Origin of the sequence: Sphingobacterium pedocola (assembly GCF_015209965.1) — a bacterium.
In the GTDB taxonomy this organism is placed as follows: domain Bacteria; phylum Bacteroidota; class Bacteroidia; order Sphingobacteriales; family Sphingobacteriaceae; genus Sphingobacterium; species Sphingobacterium pedocola.
Map to the genome: position 1 here is coordinate 462,825 of NZ_MU158689.1, position 17,039 is coordinate 479,863.

9 protein-coding genes are annotated in these 17,039 nt (G+C 40.6%); 5 read left to right on the top strand and 4 right to left on the bottom strand.

The annotated features are described in order from the left end of the window. Positions 1-92 precede the first annotated feature (92 nt). The 4 genes from C4F40_RS01855 to C4F40_RS01870 all read left to right on the top strand — a co-directional run bounded on the left by C4F40_RS01855 (position 93) and on the right by C4F40_RS01870 (position 5,121). Positions 93-1,868: an aminopeptidase P family protein gene (locus C4F40_RS01855; RefSeq protein ID WP_196937673.1), complete on the top strand. Its 1,776-nt coding sequence runs from the start codon at positions 93-95 to the stop codon at positions 1,866-1,868. 64 nt (positions 1,869-1,932) lie between these two features. After that, positions 1,933-2,916 carry an isoaspartyl peptidase/L-asparaginase family protein gene (locus C4F40_RS01860; protein WP_196937674.1) on the top strand — a complete coding sequence of 328 codons (984 nt, stop codon included), beginning with the start codon at positions 1,933-1,935 and terminating at the stop codon, positions 2,914-2,916. 3 nt (positions 2,917-2,919) lie between these two features. Next, complete coding sequence (locus C4F40_RS01865; RefSeq protein WP_196937675.1) at positions 2,920-3,594, top strand: copper homeostasis protein CutC; 675 nt, start codon at positions 2,920-2,922, stop codon at positions 3,592-3,594. A 348-nt stretch (positions 3,595-3,942) separates the two neighbouring features. After that, complete coding sequence (locus tag C4F40_RS01870; RefSeq protein ID WP_196937676.1) at positions 3,943-5,121, top strand: ATP-binding protein; 1,179 nt, start codon at positions 3,943-3,945, stop codon at positions 5,119-5,121. 141 nt (positions 5,122-5,262) lie between these two features. On the opposite strand, the gene C4F40_RS01875 is transcribed toward C4F40_RS01870, so the two are convergent. The 4 genes from C4F40_RS01875 to C4F40_RS01890 form a co-directional block, all read right to left on the bottom strand. Continuing rightward, positions 5,263-8,970: a helicase-related protein gene (locus C4F40_RS01875; protein WP_196937677.1), complete on the bottom strand. Its 3,708-nt coding sequence runs from the start codon at positions 8,968-8,970 to the stop codon at positions 5,263-5,265. Between the two features lie 365 nt (positions 8,971-9,335). Then, positions 9,336-11,225: a SusD/RagB family nutrient-binding outer membrane lipoprotein gene (locus C4F40_RS01880; RefSeq protein WP_231389884.1), complete on the bottom strand. Its 1,890-nt coding sequence runs from the start codon at positions 11,223-11,225 to the stop codon at positions 9,336-9,338. Between the two features lie 29 nt (positions 11,226-11,254). Beyond that, positions 11,255-14,374, bottom strand: a complete 3,120-nt coding sequence (locus tag C4F40_RS01885) for a SusC/RagA family TonB-linked outer membrane protein (RefSeq protein ID WP_196937679.1) — start codon at positions 14,372-14,374, stop codon at positions 11,255-11,257. Continuing rightward, on the bottom strand, positions 14,371-15,579 hold the full coding sequence (locus tag C4F40_RS01890; RefSeq protein WP_196937680.1) for an ROK family protein: 1,209 nt from the start codon (positions 15,577-15,579) through the stop codon (positions 14,371-14,373). Before C4F40_RS01890 ends, C4F40_RS01885 begins: the two co-directional genes overlap by 4 nt. A 195-nt stretch (positions 15,580-15,774) precedes the next feature. Between C4F40_RS01890 and C4F40_RS01895 the strand changes: the two genes are divergently transcribed. Then, on the top strand, positions 15,775-16,986 hold the full coding sequence (locus C4F40_RS01895) for an acyltransferase family protein (protein WP_196937681.1): 1,212 nt from the start codon (positions 15,775-15,777) through the stop codon (positions 16,984-16,986). Positions 16,987-17,039: the final 53 nt, after the last annotated feature.

Genomic DNA, 17,039 nt, shown 5'->3' on the forward strand with positions numbered 1-17,039 from the left:
ATTTTTCTCGCAGAATGCTTTATTTGACCTTTTAATTAACCGAAAAGTTTAAGATTCCCTAACTTGCATATCTAATTTAATAGCAAACAAAAATGATACATTTGCAACGATTAACTCAGATACGCCAATTGATGGAAAAGGAAGGTGTAGCGGCTTACATCATACCTTCCTCTGATCCCCATATTAGTGAATACTTACCGGAGAGATACAAGTGTATTGCCTGGGCGTCTGGCTTTACGGGTTCTGCCGGTACATTGGTAATAACAGCTGATTTCGCAGGCTTATGGACAGATGCACGGTATTTTGTGCAAGCGAATGAACAGCTTGCCGGTTCTGGTTTTGAACTGGTAAAACTAAAAGTGCAGGCGGCGGCAGAATATGCAGAGTGGGTTGGCGAGCATCTTGTAAAAGGAGGTAAAGTTGCTTTCGATGGCAATTTAGCTTCGTTGGCGGTAGCGCAAACCGTTAAAGCCATCTTGGAACCATTAGGAATCACTGTGGATGGACACGTCGATTTACTGAGCCCAATTTGGAAAGATCGACCGGAGTTGCCTCGCGCAAAAGCCTTTTTATTAGGTGAAGAAAAAACCGGACAGTCAACTGCCTCTAAAATTGAGGATGTGCGTAATGCGTTAGTTAAAAGTAGGGCAGAAGCACATTTGATTTCATCTTTGGATGATTTAGCGTGGGTTTTAAATATTAGAGGGCAAGATGTACCCTGCAATCCTGTCGTATTGGGATTCGTATATATATCGGCCACCGAAGCCATCTTATTTATCGAACCGTCGAAATTCGAGCGCGATGCGATCGATGAATTGAATGCTGCTGGCGTAACTATTAACCCTTACGAGGAGGCGTTCGATTTCGTGAAGAAGCTAACGGTAAAATCTATTCTTATTGATCCCAAACGTACCTGTTTTTCAATTTATGATGATATTCCTGCTGCTGTTCGTATTATAGAGCGCATTAACCCGTCCACTGGGCTCAAAGCGGTGAAGAACGACGTGGAATTGAACCATATCCGCGAAACAATGATTAAAGATGGGGTAGCCTTAACAAAATTCTTCAAATGGTTAGAAGAGCATGTTGACACTAGAGCATTGTCGGAAATTTCGATCGCGGAAAAGCTGCGTGAATTTAGAGCTGCAGACGTAGATTTTGTGGATATTAGTTTTGATACCATTGCCGGTTATCTCGATCACGGTGCTTTACCGCATTATCACGCTACCGATTTCAGTAATTATCAGCTAAAACCGCAAGGCCTTCTTTTGGTGGATTCGGGTGGTCAATACCTCACAGGTACAACGGATATTACACGTATCGTATCGCTTGGTGAAATTACACAGGAAGAGAAAGACGACTATACCATCGTATTGAAAGGAACTATTGAAGGAAGCAATGCGATCTATCCAAAAGGTTCCAAAGGGTATCAGATTGATGCAATTACGCGTCGTCCGATCTGGGCAACACTTCGTAATTACGGTCATGGTACGGGTCATGGCGTTGGTTTCTTCTTGAATGTCCACGAAGGACCGCAGGTGTTAAACCCGACGAATGTAGACGTTGCCATTGAAGAAGGAATGATCACCTCGATAGAACCCGGGCTATATCGTGAGGGTAAGCACGGGATCCGTATCGAAAATTTAGTGCGCTCCAAAAAATTGGAAAGTTCTGTATTTGGTGATTTTATGGATTTTGAAACATTGACGATTTGCTATATCGCTACGGATCTTGTTGAAAAATCGTTGTTAGATCCAGTTCACATCGACTGGCTGAATAGCTACAACCAATGGGTGTTTGATAAATTATCCCCACGCTTGTCCGAAAGTGAGAAGGCATGGTTAAAGGATAAGACGGGAGCTATTTAAACACGTTTAAATTTGTATAGTTTTTAGATCCTATGATGAAGTATGAGATCAACGTAAATTACCGATGAATAATAGAAGAAATTTTATTAAGAAACTAGGACTTGCGTCTGTGGGTGTAGGTCTTGTTTCTTTACAAAAAACGAATGCGGCAGCTAAAAGGAAGATCAATAAGCCCATTGTGGTATCAACTTGGGATTTCGGTTTGAAAGCAAATGAAGAAGCCTGGAAAGTTCTCGATGCTAATGGGCGGGCATTGGATGCCGTAGAGCAAGGAGTACGGTATACCGAAGCCGATCCGAACGAGCGCAGTGTGGGTTATGGTGGAAGACCGGATCGCGATGGCAAGGTAACGCTAGATGCCTGTATCATGGATGAAATGGCTAATATTGGTTCTGTTGCAGCACTGCAGCATATAAAACACCCTATTTCTGTCGCCCGGGCGGTCATGGAAAAAACGCCACATGTGATGCTGGTAGGTGAGGGGGCACTTCAATTTGCCAAAGACCAAGGGTACACCGAAGAAAACCTATTGACCGAAACCTCAGAAAAGGAATGGAAAGAATGGTTGAAAACATCCAAATATGAGCCGATAGTCAATATTGAGAATCACGATACCATCGGTATGATTGCATTGGATTCTGCCGGAAATCTCTCCGGTGCATGTACGACTAGTGGTATGGCTTATAAAATGCACGGACGGGTGGGAGACTCTCCAATTATTGGTGCCGGACTTTACGTAGACAACGAGATTGGCGCGGCTACGGCTACAGGACACGGCGAAGAGGTGATCCGGACGGTAGGCAGTCATTTGGTCGTAGAACTGATGCGTCAGGGACATGCTCCACAAATAGCTTGTGAGGAAGCCGTGAAACGTATTGTTAAGTTTACCCAAAACTGTCAAAAATCTTTGGACAATATTCAAGTCGGGTTTATTGCGCTGAATAAAAGTGGAGAATACGGTTCTTATTGTATACATGGAGGTTTTAATTATGCTAAATATGATGCAAAAGGAAATGAGTTGATAAAATCCGATCATTACTTAAAATAACAAATGGCAAAATTAGAAATTGCTTGTTTCCATCCGGATTCGGCGAGGATCGCTCAGGAAAATGGTGCAGACCGTGTTGAGCTGTGTGCTGAAATGCATGTCGGAGGAACGAGTCCCTCCACAGATATGGTAAAGAATGTACGGAGTCAGGTGCAAATTGATCTAAATGTTATGATTCGGCCCCGGGGGGGAGATTTTGTCTATTCCATCGCCGAATTCGAGCAGATGAAACAAGAGATTGTGGCGTTTAAGGAATTGGCGGTAGATGGCTTTGTTTTTGGTATTCTGGATCTTCAAGGTGCCGTCAATATAACGCAAAATACAGAGTTGGTCGAGTTGGCTCATCCCTTGCCTTGCACCTTTCATCGGGCATTTGACGTCGTCAAAAATTTGGAGACGGCGTTGGAAGATGTCATTACTTGCGGATTTAAGGCCATATTGACGTCTGGTTGTGCGCCAAATGTGGATTTAGGACTGGTGAACTTGGGTAAATTAGTCAAACAAGCTGTAGGGCGTATTACGATCATGCCAGGTGGCGGTTTACGGTCGTCCAATATTACCCGTGTTTTACGTGAAACCGGTGCACAGTATGTTCATTCTTCAGCGATAACAGATGGATCAGAAACGGCGGTAGCCGATGAGGTTGCGGCATTGGCGGGTAGTGTGCGGCAAGCCTGATATCGTGACCTTAAAAAGCTCCATTGCTTTGAGCGGGCATTACTGTTTCTTTGTCATCCCGACCTCAGGAGGGATCTAAAGATATTTATCTATTACACACTATTCGCAAATCATACACCTTACGACTATATTCCCCGTCACCTGCATCCGCAGGAGATCGGGAATCCAGTCCGGGTAATTAACCCATTTTTTGAATGGAAGATCAAATTGTATTATAAGGTACAATTCCGAAAACTATAAGATGAATACCTTAACTCGAACCTTGTATATTTAAAGTATAGTGTTAAATATACAAGGTTAAATCGTTTTTACCTTGTATATTTAAAGTTTAGTGTTAAATTTGCGAGGATGATACGTAGATATATAGAACAAGAAGTCAGAGAATTATTGGAGCAATTTCCAGCTGTAGGGATACTTGGTCCGAGGCAGGTGGGAAAAACGACACTTGCCTTTCAAATTGCCGAATCGATCTCTCCCGAGCCTATATATTTGGATCTCGAATCTCCAACCGACCAAGCGAAGCTTAGGGAACCAGAGTTATATTTTGCGGATCATAACGACCGCGTTATTATTCTTGATGAAATACAACGGGTGCCCGAACTGTTCGCTCCATTACGGAGTATTATCGATAAAAGAAAGCGGAATGGACAGAAGACGGGGCAATTTATCATTCTAGGCTCCGCTTCTTTGGAATTATTAAAACAATCATCGGAAAGTCTTGCAGGAAGAATAGCTTACAAAACATTGTCTGGCTTGAGTCCCAAAGAGCTAGAAAATGAGAATGACAACAAACTGTGGTTACGGGGAGGTTTTCCGGATAGCTATCTAGCTGCAGACGATCAGCGCAGCTTTGTATGGAGACAGAATTTTATTACGACGTATCTAGAGAGGGACATTCCTCAATTTGGCATACGTATATCTGCCTCGGTGTTGAGGCAATTCTGGACAATGTTAGCGCATGCACAGGGAGGGATACTGAATCTGAGTACCCTTGCGCGAGGGCTCGGAAATAGTGTGCCTACGATAAATCGTTATCTCGATTTACTAGACGATCTGTTTTTAATCCGCAAGTTACAGCCCTGGTCTTCCAATGTTGGAAAAAGATTAGTGAAATCGCCTAAGGTTTATATTCGGGATAGCGGACTTACGCATGCGCTTTTGAGGATCACCGATATGGAAGAACTATTTAGCAATCCAGTCCTTGGAGGTAGTTGGGAAGGTTTTATTCTTGAGATGTTAGTTTCAAATTTGCCATCTTGGGCTTCTCCATATTTTTATAGAACGGCGGCAGGTGCCGAGGTTGATCTCGTTATCGATGCAGGGAACGATAAACGAATAGCTATTGAGATCAAACGATCTATGACACCGACCCTCAGTAAGGGATTTGTGAATGGTTGCGACGACATCAAAGCCACCCATCGTTTTTTTGTGTATCCAGGCGATGAACGCTTCCGAATTTCAAAAGATGTGGAGGCTGTTCCGCTCAAAATAATGCTAAAAGAGTTGTATTTGATCCTGGGGCTCTAGATTTAAGCCGATATTGTTCATAAATAGTTGTCATCAATGGTGGCAAGATTTCCAAATTCCCTTTAGATTATCTTATCGTAAGCAAACAGATAGCTTTGAACAGTGGTAAGATTACCGTAACAAGTAGGGGCTTGTAGCCCGTTACTTGCCTGAAATAACTTTCTTATGTTCACTTTTCAGTGCTTTCGGTTTTTTTCTGTTAACATGATCAAACAGGATAATTTTTTCTTTAAAACTCATGGTGATTTGCTCTGGATTCTCGCACCACCACATGTAAAATTCGACCGGATGGTCGGTATAGGGTATAATAGCTTTCAAGGGGGTATTATATCCCTTAAATTGGATCACGAGCTGTAGGCGGAGGGTTCCGCGGTAATACTCGAAGTGATATGCTTTTAACTTGGATACTAAAATACCGTATGTTTTGATATCCAGTTTAAAATCAATTGCACGTCTATTTTTATCAAGGGCGACGGGATCATTCATCAACCATTCGGAAATCCGCATGGTACGTACCTCGTCTTCGGTTTCAATCGTAAGTAATTTACTTTGCGTCAATACACTATCTTTTGTCGCCGAAAAGATATGTAAGTTGGTGTCAGTTTGGGGTACTATCTCTGCCTCCTCCTCCGGTTCTGTCCCTTTTTTCTTTACAGTGCCTTCATTAGAAAGGATTAGTTTTTCCAACTGATCTTTCAGGTCTACATTATTTCTATCCGAGGTAGGGTATTTTCCGAATAAGGCATCCACTTCCATACCTAAAAAATAATCTTCTATAAATCTCCATCTGTCGTTGTGACTAAAATCATTGAGGAAAAAATGATCGAATAGCCGCATGTTTAATTCATGTCTTTCCAGTGTTTTATCAAGCAAAGTGTTCTTGTATTCCGCATGGTGGGTGTCGATTTCTAAACGGGCTGGATCGTTTAAGCGGATGGCTACCAACGTATTTGATCCACCTTTTATTTCGAAGGTGGCCAATCCTAAGATCTCGAGAAAGTTCCCCAATCTGACATAGCTATCAGAGTTAGCACGTTTGCTTGTCAGAAATCGACTCACAGTCCGTTTTTCCGTATTTCCAAATAAACTCTGTAGTCTATTTGTCAGTCCGGTAAATGTATTGCTACAAGGATTGGTCAACGCAATATACTTGTCCTCACCACCAACTTTACGTCTTTGTAAAAAGATATGCGGGAGGTAGGTTTTTTGCCCAAAGGCTGCAGTCATATAGGCTGTAAATAACAGATGGCTAATCTTTTTTACGATTTCCTTGTCTGTTATTTTCTTACCGAGCTGCTGTTCAAATTCATATTGTGTGAAATACCCGGTTAGGAGGGAGAAAACCTGTTCAATGGCATCGAAGGTGCGACGTATTTTATAAGATATAGCTGTGAAAGAATCCGTTTGTACGAATGTGATCTTTATCTGCGGAGTCAGTGTAATGTTATCTTGTTTGAATAAAGTACCGGTGTAAAATGTGTTTTTTAACGCGTCAAAGCTTTGTTTGCTAAAGTACTGTTTCCAGATTTTGTCTAGGTCTAATGCGACGATATGCTCGCCATTTTTTCGTATGCTGATAGATCGATGTGTATTCGGATAGAAGTTTTCCAAGTTTACAAGATCTTGTGCGCTAACTTTGGCGTATCCTTGAACAGACAGTTTCTTCGGACGAGCGGTAACGACGGGAAATCGATATTTGGCAAGATAGTCTTTTTCGATCATCATGAGTGTCGTTAGCACTTTCTGTTGAATATCTTGCCCCTGCTCGAAAATGTACTCGAAATCATCGGTCGATAAGATCAGGTTTCTGTTTTTATCATTACGTAGGTAAGAGAGGTGAATTTTTTGCAATACATCTTGAATCTGTTGCGGTCGTATGGCAGACATGTAATTGAGCGCCTTGGCGTAGCGTAGGTCTTCTGGTGCATAGTTTATCGCTGCTAGCCCTGTGATATCCGTTTGTCGGGCTACTCTTCCTATTTCTTGTATGTAATCAGGCAATAGCCCAGAGGGGGCATGGTGATACACTAGCTCGATGTCGGCGATATCGATCCCCATACCAAATGCTTTTGTCGAGATCATGATGTTCTTTTTCCCACTTTTGAACTGTCGGAACGCGAATTCTTTGATTTCTGCAGCCATACCGCCGTGATAACCTGTGGCAATATCAAGCTTTCTACTATTCAAGGCTTCCATGATCTTACTGATATGTCTTGTGTAGGGCGTATATACCAACGTTTTTAATCCGAGATCGTGTGCTTCCGTAATAAAGGAAACCGTTTGTTGTAATTTATTTGCTTCGTATTTTGATTCGAAGCCATTGTAGTTATGAACGGCGAATGTAATATCATCTCTCTTTACTTGACCAATGAACATATGGGGAGACTGCATGTTTAGACTAGCCATGCTATCAAATACCATATCGTTAGTCCCTCCATATATCGATGTAGCAGTAACAGCCACCATGGTGAAATGGAGGTTGTGATGTTTTCTAAGTTTTCGTACGTGCTCTCCCAGAAACCAATAATCAACCCGGAAATCCCTTCCCCAAGTTGTTATCAGATGCGCTTCATCAACGATGAGAAGTCCAAGTGTACGCTGGTCAATGAAATAGGAAAGGTCGTACGATAAAAGTAATTCTGGAGACATATACAAGATATCTATTTCACCATTTTTACAACGATCAATTACCTTTTCGCGGTCGATAAGTGATAGCTCGCCATTTAGATAGGCTACTTTTTCAAATTGTCTTTCCGATAGAATGCCCTGTACTTGGTCTTTCATTAATGCGATAAGTGGAGACACCACGATGCTGACATCGTTTTGCGCGGATACGTAGTAGGCTGGCAGTTGAAAGATCAGGGATTTCCCGGAGCCTGTCGGAGCGGTTAAAAATATATCTCTGTTACCACTGTTGAGTTTTGCGTTCTTATATTCTGCAATAATGGTTTCCACGATCAGGCCTTGTGATATCTCAATAACTTCATTTCCTTGATCCGGATTTTTGTAAATAGCAAGCTTTCTAAAAGTAGCGTCTTTTCCCCAGTATTTTTTTAGGAGTGCCTGTGTTTCTTCCTGAACAGGTAACTTGTCGCTGATTTGGTCCATCTTTCCGAGAAAGAGTTCTCCTCCAAACTGTTTTAATACCGCATTCCATCGCTGTAAATTTGTCAGCGTCCTTTTATCGATCAATTGCTTGTCATAATATTTGATGGCCATACTTCTATGAAAATCCTGCTCTGCTATACAGGTATTAATTAAGATGTCCAGCGCAAATGGATCAGATGCCAAATCAATAACGGGGAGATCTCCATGTTCCGACGGTTGTATTTCGGCAGCCTCTTCGAACATAGGAAATATATTGAAGTTATCCATTGGACGATTTACCGAATAGTAGTATTGACCATGTATTACCATTTGCTCGATTTGATGAAAGGGTAAATTAGCTGGCCGTTGCTCTATATTTTCTTCGGCTGTCTCTTCTAGAAATTCAGTACTAGTGATCGGAAACAGCTGGCGCAGATTGTCCTCAATGATCATAATCCTGTCTGTGAAAGGAGGTAGATCATTTGCATAATATTTTAAATAGTAGAATTGCGCATATGAAATGATATGAAATGGCTTTTTACATTTTAAAGCAGATAAGATACGCCGATACCATTTTTTGTCAAATACGGTATGGTCGCTTTCCGTTTTTAAGGTACTCGTATCTGCGAAGGCGTCTGTGGGGAAATGTTCGGTCCATAACGAGTTTTGCGCTAAGATTACAAAAATAAGATCCGTTTTCTTTGCGCTTTCGGTTAATACAATGGTATTGATTTTCGTTATATAGTAATCTTGAAAAGTCATCGTCATTGTATATTTGAATTAGTTAGTATTATTGGATTACCCGGAATTTTAGCGATTTTATATTTCCTAATATAGAAAAAAAAATGTAAAAAGCCAATTTGCTGTAGTTAAACATGACATGGTTGCGCATTATGGCGCGGAAGTTATAAGATGTGAGTTGGCGCGTCATGAAGAAATAAACATTATTTAACCTGTGTGCCGCTTGCTCCTTGTTTGTTATACGGATTACGTCGTGAGTTTACATTGGGAATTAATTAGCGTTTTAGCGAAGGAACTTTGAACAAGCTGTTAATTCCTGTGGTAGATAAAAAATAAAAAAAGCGCTCGGTTTTTCGAGCGCTTTTAGTTTGTTAAAAAATGGAAACCTAGTTCTGTTTAGCCCACCAAAGCGGAGTAAATACATTATCCGGGCCTCCTAAATGAGAGACAGCGGTATTGTAGCCTTCTAACGATCCACTTTTGAAATTGGATGGATAAGGCAATCTTTGTGGATAAAATTTGATACTATTGGTCATGTAATTAGAGCTTGTCAAATCTGGCATGTTGGTAAGAGCAACCTCTATGGCCGGGTTTTCGAAGAATGGCAAACCGAGTCTTCGGTGGTCATTCCATGATTCTAAAGGTAACCAGGGAAGATTAGCGATAAATTTTTGCGTGATAATTTTAGTCAACGCATCATTTTTTACAGTTCCATTTTGATATAAATTGTTTGTTGGATACGGTATGGTAACTGTCCCATTGGCGTTTGTATACCCGTCAATGTAATTCATCTGCTTACCCACACCAGGCTCGGTCGTATGCGTAAATTTGACTGAGGTCCCTACACGATTGAATTCTTCTGAGGCTAAATATTGTGTGGCATACTGGCTAACATCCCAATAGTCAAAATTTGCTTTTACACCATCTTCATAAGCCTCTTGAGCAGTTGTTCCGGTATTCCAGCCGCGCAAAGATGCTTCAGATAAGAGGAAATAGGTTTCCCAGTTCGCGAAGAAAATACGTGAACTAGTCGATGCGCGAAAAGCCTGTGAAAGAGCAGGTAACTTACCTACTAAGACATTGTACATATTGTTTTTGCTTCCTTTCTCTCCCCAACTTCCTATAGCAAATGCATTCCAAGTAAATTTTGTATCTAATTTAATGGTATCTCCAGGTGCATTCACAAGATAACTTGTTGTAATTTTCGCCTCATTATTATCTGCAAGAAAATTTGAATTCGTAAAATCACCAGGAATGAAAAATGCTTTGTACGCTCTCGGATCAATTTTATTGGGCAATCCATCTAACCAATACCCTGCTGAGGGATCATTGGTGAGTGATGTGAATTGCTTGTCGTATCTTTTACCAATATAGTTTTCTGGTTTTATATAAGATTGCATAGATGGGCCAACCAGAGATGACGACGGTACTCCCCCTAGGCCAATATAGATGTTATTGAGCGTACTTGGCAAAACCTGTGAATTCCAAGATCTAGACATGACTCCTGATAGACCGTCCCATCCTGTTTTTTCTGCTACTGTGAAGTTATGGGAAGCGTCTTCAATAAATAATCCAACGCGCACCGCATCTTCGAATTCTTCTTTTGCTTTTGTAAGATCTACTTCCGAAAGACGCATAGCGAGGCGCAGTCGCATGGAATTTCCATATCTTTTCCATTTTTCCCAAGAAAACTGATAAGCTCGATCGTATTTTTTTATCCGATCATCTGTAGGCACAGCAACATCCAATTTGTCAACCGCGTCCTTAAGTTCGGCTAATGCGTAGTAATAAACATCTTGTGTTGAGGAAGGGACAGGATTGGTTCCATTGGAGTTTTCGATAGGCATGGGGCCAAAGTTATCGGATATTTCCGTTAGCAGGTAAGCTCGCCAGATTCTAGAAACCTGCAGCATATTGGAGGTGTAATCAAATGCAGCATTTTCTGCTAATTGACCCTCGGCTTTTTGGATAGCTAAATGAATATTACTATGCCATTGACTGGAGTATTTCCAGTATTCAGCTGACCATGAATCGTTTACTGTGCCCGTTGCTAAGCCACTGCTTAAATGTTGTCGCCCCGCTGTTTTCCAGTCCAATACAAAAATCCGTTCAGCAATATTAGGGTCTTGCTGCGCATCGGTCAACGATTTGTTAAAGAAATACTCGGGTTGAGTTAATTCATCATTGACGTTATAAGGGTGCGTATTTATTTCGTCAAATTTAGAACACCCGATAAATCCGGTGGCTAATGCGATGACTATTGCAATTTTTTTCATGTTATTTTTCATTTTAATCTGGTATTAAATTAAAATCCTATTGTTAAGTTAAGGAAATAAGATCGCGCCGTCGGGGTAGAGAAGTTTTCGAAACCGACCGCATTTGAACTGATTGCAAATACGGATTCAGGGTCTACTCCGTTTGCATAACTTTTGATCATCCAAACATTGTTGGCCGTTAACCCTATTTTAGCCCGCTGTACAACGGAATTTTTAAGCACGGAACTTGGTAACGAATAGCTTAATGATACGTTTCTTAAACGTACGTTCGTCGCATCATACATATTACGTTCGGTAATGCCCAGATTTGGATTTCCAATTGCAGCCCAATATTGTTGTGGGTTTACTTCTACCGTGTTTACGTCGTAACCTCCGCTTCCGTTACTGACTACACCATCTACGACAAATCGATCTCTATTTCCATTGTTTACTGTTGCCGCTGCAACACCGAATTGCTGTAGTACCGCATTTGTTCCGGAGAAAAATTTTCCGCCGAATCTTCCGTCTACAAGGAAACTTAATCCAAAATTTTTGTAAGAAAAGGAGTTAGTAATACCTAAAAGCGCTGAGGGGTTTTGCTTTCCTAAGAATGTGGATGGCCCTTCTGTTGGCAAACCATTGGCTGCAACAATCATTTTTCCGAAATATTCGCTGTCCGGATCTTCCACTCTGCTGTAAGCTGATCCGTAAATTTCACCGTAATCATAACCCTCATCTGCCCTTATGGATATATTTTCTAAAGCGAGTAGGTTATATGTTTTTGTGACATCAGACAATTCAATGATCCTATTCCTATTTTTGGAAAAGTTCACGTCTATATTCCAGTTTAGTTTTTCGGAGCTTTCTAAAATTCTCGCGTTCAATGAAATTTCTATTCCTTTATTTTCTATGTTTCCGGCATTAATAAATTGACGTTGGTACCCGCTGAAAGCATCCATCGGTACGTCAATTATTTGATTTGTTGCATTTGTTTTGTACCATGTAAAGTCTAGTCCGATACGGCTATTGAAAAATCTTGCTTCGATACCAGCTTCATAGGTTTTGATCAATTCGGATTTAATATCTTCATTGTACATGACGTCTTCTCGCGTTGTCACGGTATTGCCGTTAGGATCCTTCTCTAGTTTGTATGTATTGTACAACTGAAACGGATCCAGATCATTACCAACTGCTGCATACGAGGCTCTGATTTTTCCAAAACTCCACCATGAAGGTAGGCTACTTCCAGACTTAGAAAGAAGATCCGTTACGATTAAAGATGTATTAATAGATGGGTAGAAAAAAGAACGGTTTTCTTTGCTCAATGCTGAAGACCAGTCATTTCTACCTGTCAGATTCAGAAACCAAACACCATCATAATTAAGTTCGGCTGTAGCAAAAATGGAATTTATTTGCTTCTCGCTTGGCGTTGTTTTGATATTGGGATTGCTAATCCCGTTGTTAGGATTGAAGACGTTCGGAATAATCAATTGACCGATCTCAGTAGTTCTGTACTCTGATTTTGTAGTCATAATTTGACCAAATAAGGAGGCCGCTCCGCCCCATTTACCCCATAGATTGTCTTTTCTGGCATTTAAGGAAAACATGTAGTTGTTTTCATAAAAATTATTATTACCAAATGAATAACTGCCTTCGCCGTCATCTGTTAATGGACTTCCTGCATAAGTTCTGTTATCAATGGTCGTATAGTAAATATCTGAGCCTAATTTAGCTTCTGCATTTAACCACTCGTTAAAATCATATTTTAAGGATCCACTCAAAAGAAAACGATCTCTTTTATCGTTGTTTAATCTGTATTTTTCAATCCAATAAGGGTTAACTTCGTTACCGTTCCCAAACCAGAGCATATTTCCATTACCTTCAGTAGCAGCTTCGAACTCGGTAATGTCTAATGAGCGCGGGAATAAAAACAGTGAATTATACATGTTGGACTGGTTTTGACCAGCTATTGGACGATTTTTCGCGTCAATGTTCATGTATTGTGCTTTTACATCGGAAGACCATTTTTTGTTCTCTCCAAAATTGGTTGTCACCCGGGTCAGTAAATTTAATCTGCTCATGGATGAGCCAGGAATTAAGCTGTTGTCATTGAGGTATGTTGCGGAAGTGTAAAGGTTGGTATTATTGTTTAATTGTTGCTGAAAGGTAATGTTTTGCGTATGGTTAATCCCCGTGCCAAAGAAATTTCCGATATTATCATGGCTCCTTAAAGTGGTGTTTTGCCCATTCCAATTGGTTACTGTTTGTCCCTCGATTTTTGCGCCCCAGCTATTAAATTGTGTGTTTACAAAACTTCCATCTGTACCTTGACCGAAATCGTTTTGAAGTTCTGGTACCATAAATAGGGTTTCAATTCCTAAAGTGGAAGAGTAAGTGATTCCGGAGCCTTTTTGTGCTTTCCCGGATTTTGTCGTAATAACAATAACACCGTTTCCTCCCCTAGAACCGTATAAAGCAGCTGCAGCACCTCCCTTTAAAACAGACATGCTTTCGATATCTTCTGGATTTAAATCACCTAGACCGTTCCCTAAGTCGGTAGAAGGATTCCAAAAATCATTATTTTTATCCGGATTACCCGCCCGATTATTCATCGGTATACCATCTACAACGATGAGCGGCTGATTGTCTCCTTTTAGAGAGTTAAATCCGCGGAGGATGATTTTTGAAGAAGAAGCCGGTCCGTTAGAACCTTTTACAACCTGTAAACCAGATACTTTTCCTACTAGTGCATTAGATATATTATTTTCTTTGGCATCTACCAACTGATCCCCCTTTACGTCTTGGAAGGCATAACCGAGAGATTTCTTTTCTCTCTTTATCCCCATCGCTGTAACGACAACCTCATCCAAAGACCCTGCATCCTCCCGTAGTGTAATATTGTGCGTCGTAGAAGAAACCGTCAGTTCCTGAGACGTATAACCGATCATGGAAAAACGTAATTTCTCTCCGTTCGATGCTGGAATGGTATATTTACCATCGGCATCTGTTTGTGTTCCACGTGTGGTACCGGGTACGGCGACGGTAACCCCGGGAACGACCCCGTTTGCATCTGATACTGTCCCCGTAACAGATTGCTGTGCAAATATTGTCGTAATGCTCAGAAGCATAAACAACGATAGATAGCAGCATTTTAGGTAAAACTTGCTCATTTTGTTTGTTGTTTTAAGTTTATAATACTTTCTAGTTTTAAATTTTTCCATTTTGAATGCTCTACGGCAATACAAGCAGAGCCCAAAAGTTGTGCGTTTTCTAGTTTTGATATTTCGATTGCAGTGTTCTTTGATAGCCTGTGGATACTAAATTCCAGTATAGCGCTTTGAATCTGAGGAGTAAGAATGTGACCGACTTTTGCACCCCTGCCACTGATTATTATTTTTGCAGGATTGATGATATGGATTAAGGTGGCTATCCCTTTCCCAAGCATATAGCCTATTTTGTTAATGGCTTCAATAGCAAGTTGATCTCCATCTACAGCTGCGTCAAGCAATTCATCACCGGTTATCTTTCTGGTTTTTCTGAAAGTTGGCGAAAGTAGCGATTGTTCTCCCTTTACCATTTTTTCGGTTGCAGATTCGACAGCAGCAAGAAGAGAGGCCTCCACTTCCAGACAACCCTTTTTCCCGCAGGAACAAAGTTTGTTAAGATTGGATAGGGGAATATGGCTAAACTCACCCGCATATCCACTATGTCCTTTGAATAATTTGTGATCTATTATCATTCCCAATCCTACACCCCAATTTAGATTAACCACTAAAGCATGGTCGATATCCTTTATGGATCCTAGTTTTTGTTCGGCTATCGCAATGGCGGTAGAATCATTTTCAATATAAGTTGGGATACGGCTATGGTCTTCTATGATTTTCCGTAAATTATAGAGATCACTGTCTTTGGGATGGGAATTATTAACGCCGGCGTGCGAATCGACAAATCCCGGGGCTGTAATTCCTATCGCCAGAATATCTTTTGTATTTGAAAATTGCAGATAGTCGTCAATCAGTTTTTTTATTTCTTCTGTCGGAGAAACAGACTCCTTTAAGTCTATTGTAATTGTTTCGGTAGGTTTGATCGCTCTGTTGGAAAAATCCACTAAAGCAATACTTGTGTAGTATTGATCAATAGCTATTGCTAAAATGTATGGGAGATTCTCTACATGCAGAGAGAACTGGACCGGACGCCTCCCCCCGGTAGAAGGTGCTAATCCATTTTCCACAATAATACCTTTTTCCAATAAGACGTTAACAGTCTTTGTAATGTTAGGAAGACTTTTTCCAATATCATTACTTAAATCAGCTATAGATTGCGGATTTGTAAAATAGAGGCTTTTTAAAATAGATATTTCAAGACTCATTATCATAATAAAGTTTAAAACTATGTTAAAGATACATTAAAATAAATTTAACTTCCAAATACTTTTTAATTTTTTTAATAAGTATTGTCAAAAGCGACTTATTCTTTAATTCGATTTAAAAAGTATTATATTCGTCATCGTACTCTTTCCCTGTAGAACATACCGAAGCATTTCTACAAGGGAAACGAATTATATATAATTATGAAACAGCGCTATTATTCTTTGGACGTATTTAGGGGAGCCACTGTAGCCCTGATGATTCTGGTAAATAATCCGGGAACATGGGCTCATATGTTTAAACCGTTGACGCATGCATCCTGGCATGGTTGTTCGCCAACCGATTTGGTATTCCCATTTTTTCTATTTGCAGTGGGAAATGCAATGTCTTTTGTGATCCCTAGGCTGCAGGTGGCAGGGTCTGGTATTTTCTGGAGGAAGGTGATCAAAAGAACTGTGCTTATTTTTGCGATTGGGCTATTCTTGAATTGGTGGCCGTTTGTCACTTGGGTGGGAAATGAACTTCAGGCCAAGGAATGGGTAAATAGCCTTGACCCTTCTAAGGGCATACGTATTTTCGGGGTCTTACAACGGATTGCCATTGCCTATTTCTTTGCATCTATCTTGGCTTATTATTTCAAGCCTCGCTTGTTAATTTATATCTCGGCAGTAATTCTGTTGGGTTATTGGGGTTTTTGTGCTTTCTTAGGTGGAACGGCTCCATATTCCTTGGACGGCTGGTTCGGAACAGACATCGATAAACATCTCCTAGGGATTGCACATATGTACAAAGGTGAGGGAGTCCCATTTGATCCAGAGGGGATAGCGAGTACTTTACCTGCGATTGTACAAGTTGTATTTGGTTATTTAGCAGGAGTATATATTAAAAATCAAGGACAGGTAGATTGGTTGTGGACTAAAGTTCCAACAAGTAAAGAACCTCACTTCAAATTATTGTCAGGACTTCTGGTAACGGGATTTGTACTTGTTGTATTTGGATGGGTGTGGTCATTGGGTTTTCCGATAAATAAGAAAATTTGGACAAGTTCGTATGTATTATATACTACCGGATTGGGTATAATGACGATTGGCGGAATGATTTGGTACATTGAAGTACAGGGTGTCAAAAATAAGTTAACGAAATTTTTTGATGTATTTGGTAAAAATCCACTGTTTATTTTTGTGTTAAGTGGGGTGTTGCCACGTTTTCTCGGTTTGTTCCGTATTGCTGACGGAGTAGGAGAGAATGGCGAGCCGAAATATACAACCGCACTTGTATGGTTTTACCGAAATGTGTGCGCTGAGATTCCCGGACCGCCTGAAATAGGTTCTTTTATCTATTCGCTTTGTTTCCTTGTGCTAATGTGGGCAATATGTTATTGGTTAGACAGGAAAAAAATCTATGTTAAAGTGTAATTAGGGGTTAGAAGTAGAGGAGGCAGACGGCTAGAGAGTTAGGAGTTAAAAGA

Bases quoted from the DNA above. Each gene is read 5' to 3' on its own strand.
- C4F40_RS01855 (WP_196937673.1), top strand. From the start codon at position 93: ATGATACATTTGCAACGATTAACTCAGATACGCCAATTGATGGAAAAG.
- C4F40_RS01860 (WP_196937674.1), top strand. From the start codon at position 1,933: ATGAATAATAGAAGAAATTTTATTAAGAAACTAGGACTTGCGTCTGTG.
- C4F40_RS01865 (WP_196937675.1), top strand. From the start codon at position 2,920: ATGGCAAAATTAGAAATTGCTTGTTTCCATCCGGATTCGGCGAGGATC.
- C4F40_RS01870 (WP_196937676.1), top strand. From the start codon at position 3,943: ATGATACGTAGATATATAGAACAAGAAGTCAGAGAATTATTGGAGCAA.
- C4F40_RS01875 (WP_196937677.1), bottom strand. From the start codon at position 8,970: ATGACTTTTCAAGATTACTATATAACGAAAATCAATACCATTGTATTA.
- C4F40_RS01880 (WP_231389884.1), bottom strand. From the start codon at position 11,225: ATGAAAAAAATTGCAATAGTCATCGCATTAGCCACCGGATTTATCGGG.
- C4F40_RS01885 (WP_196937679.1), bottom strand. From the start codon at position 14,374: ATGAGCAAGTTTTACCTAAAATGCTGCTATCTATCGTTGTTTATGCTT.
- C4F40_RS01890 (WP_196937680.1), bottom strand. From the start codon at position 15,579: ATGATAATGAGTCTTGAAATATCTATTTTAAAAAGCCTCTATTTTACA.
- C4F40_RS01895 (WP_196937681.1), top strand. From the start codon at position 15,775: ATGAAACAGCGCTATTATTCTTTGGACGTATTTAGGGGAGCCACTGTA.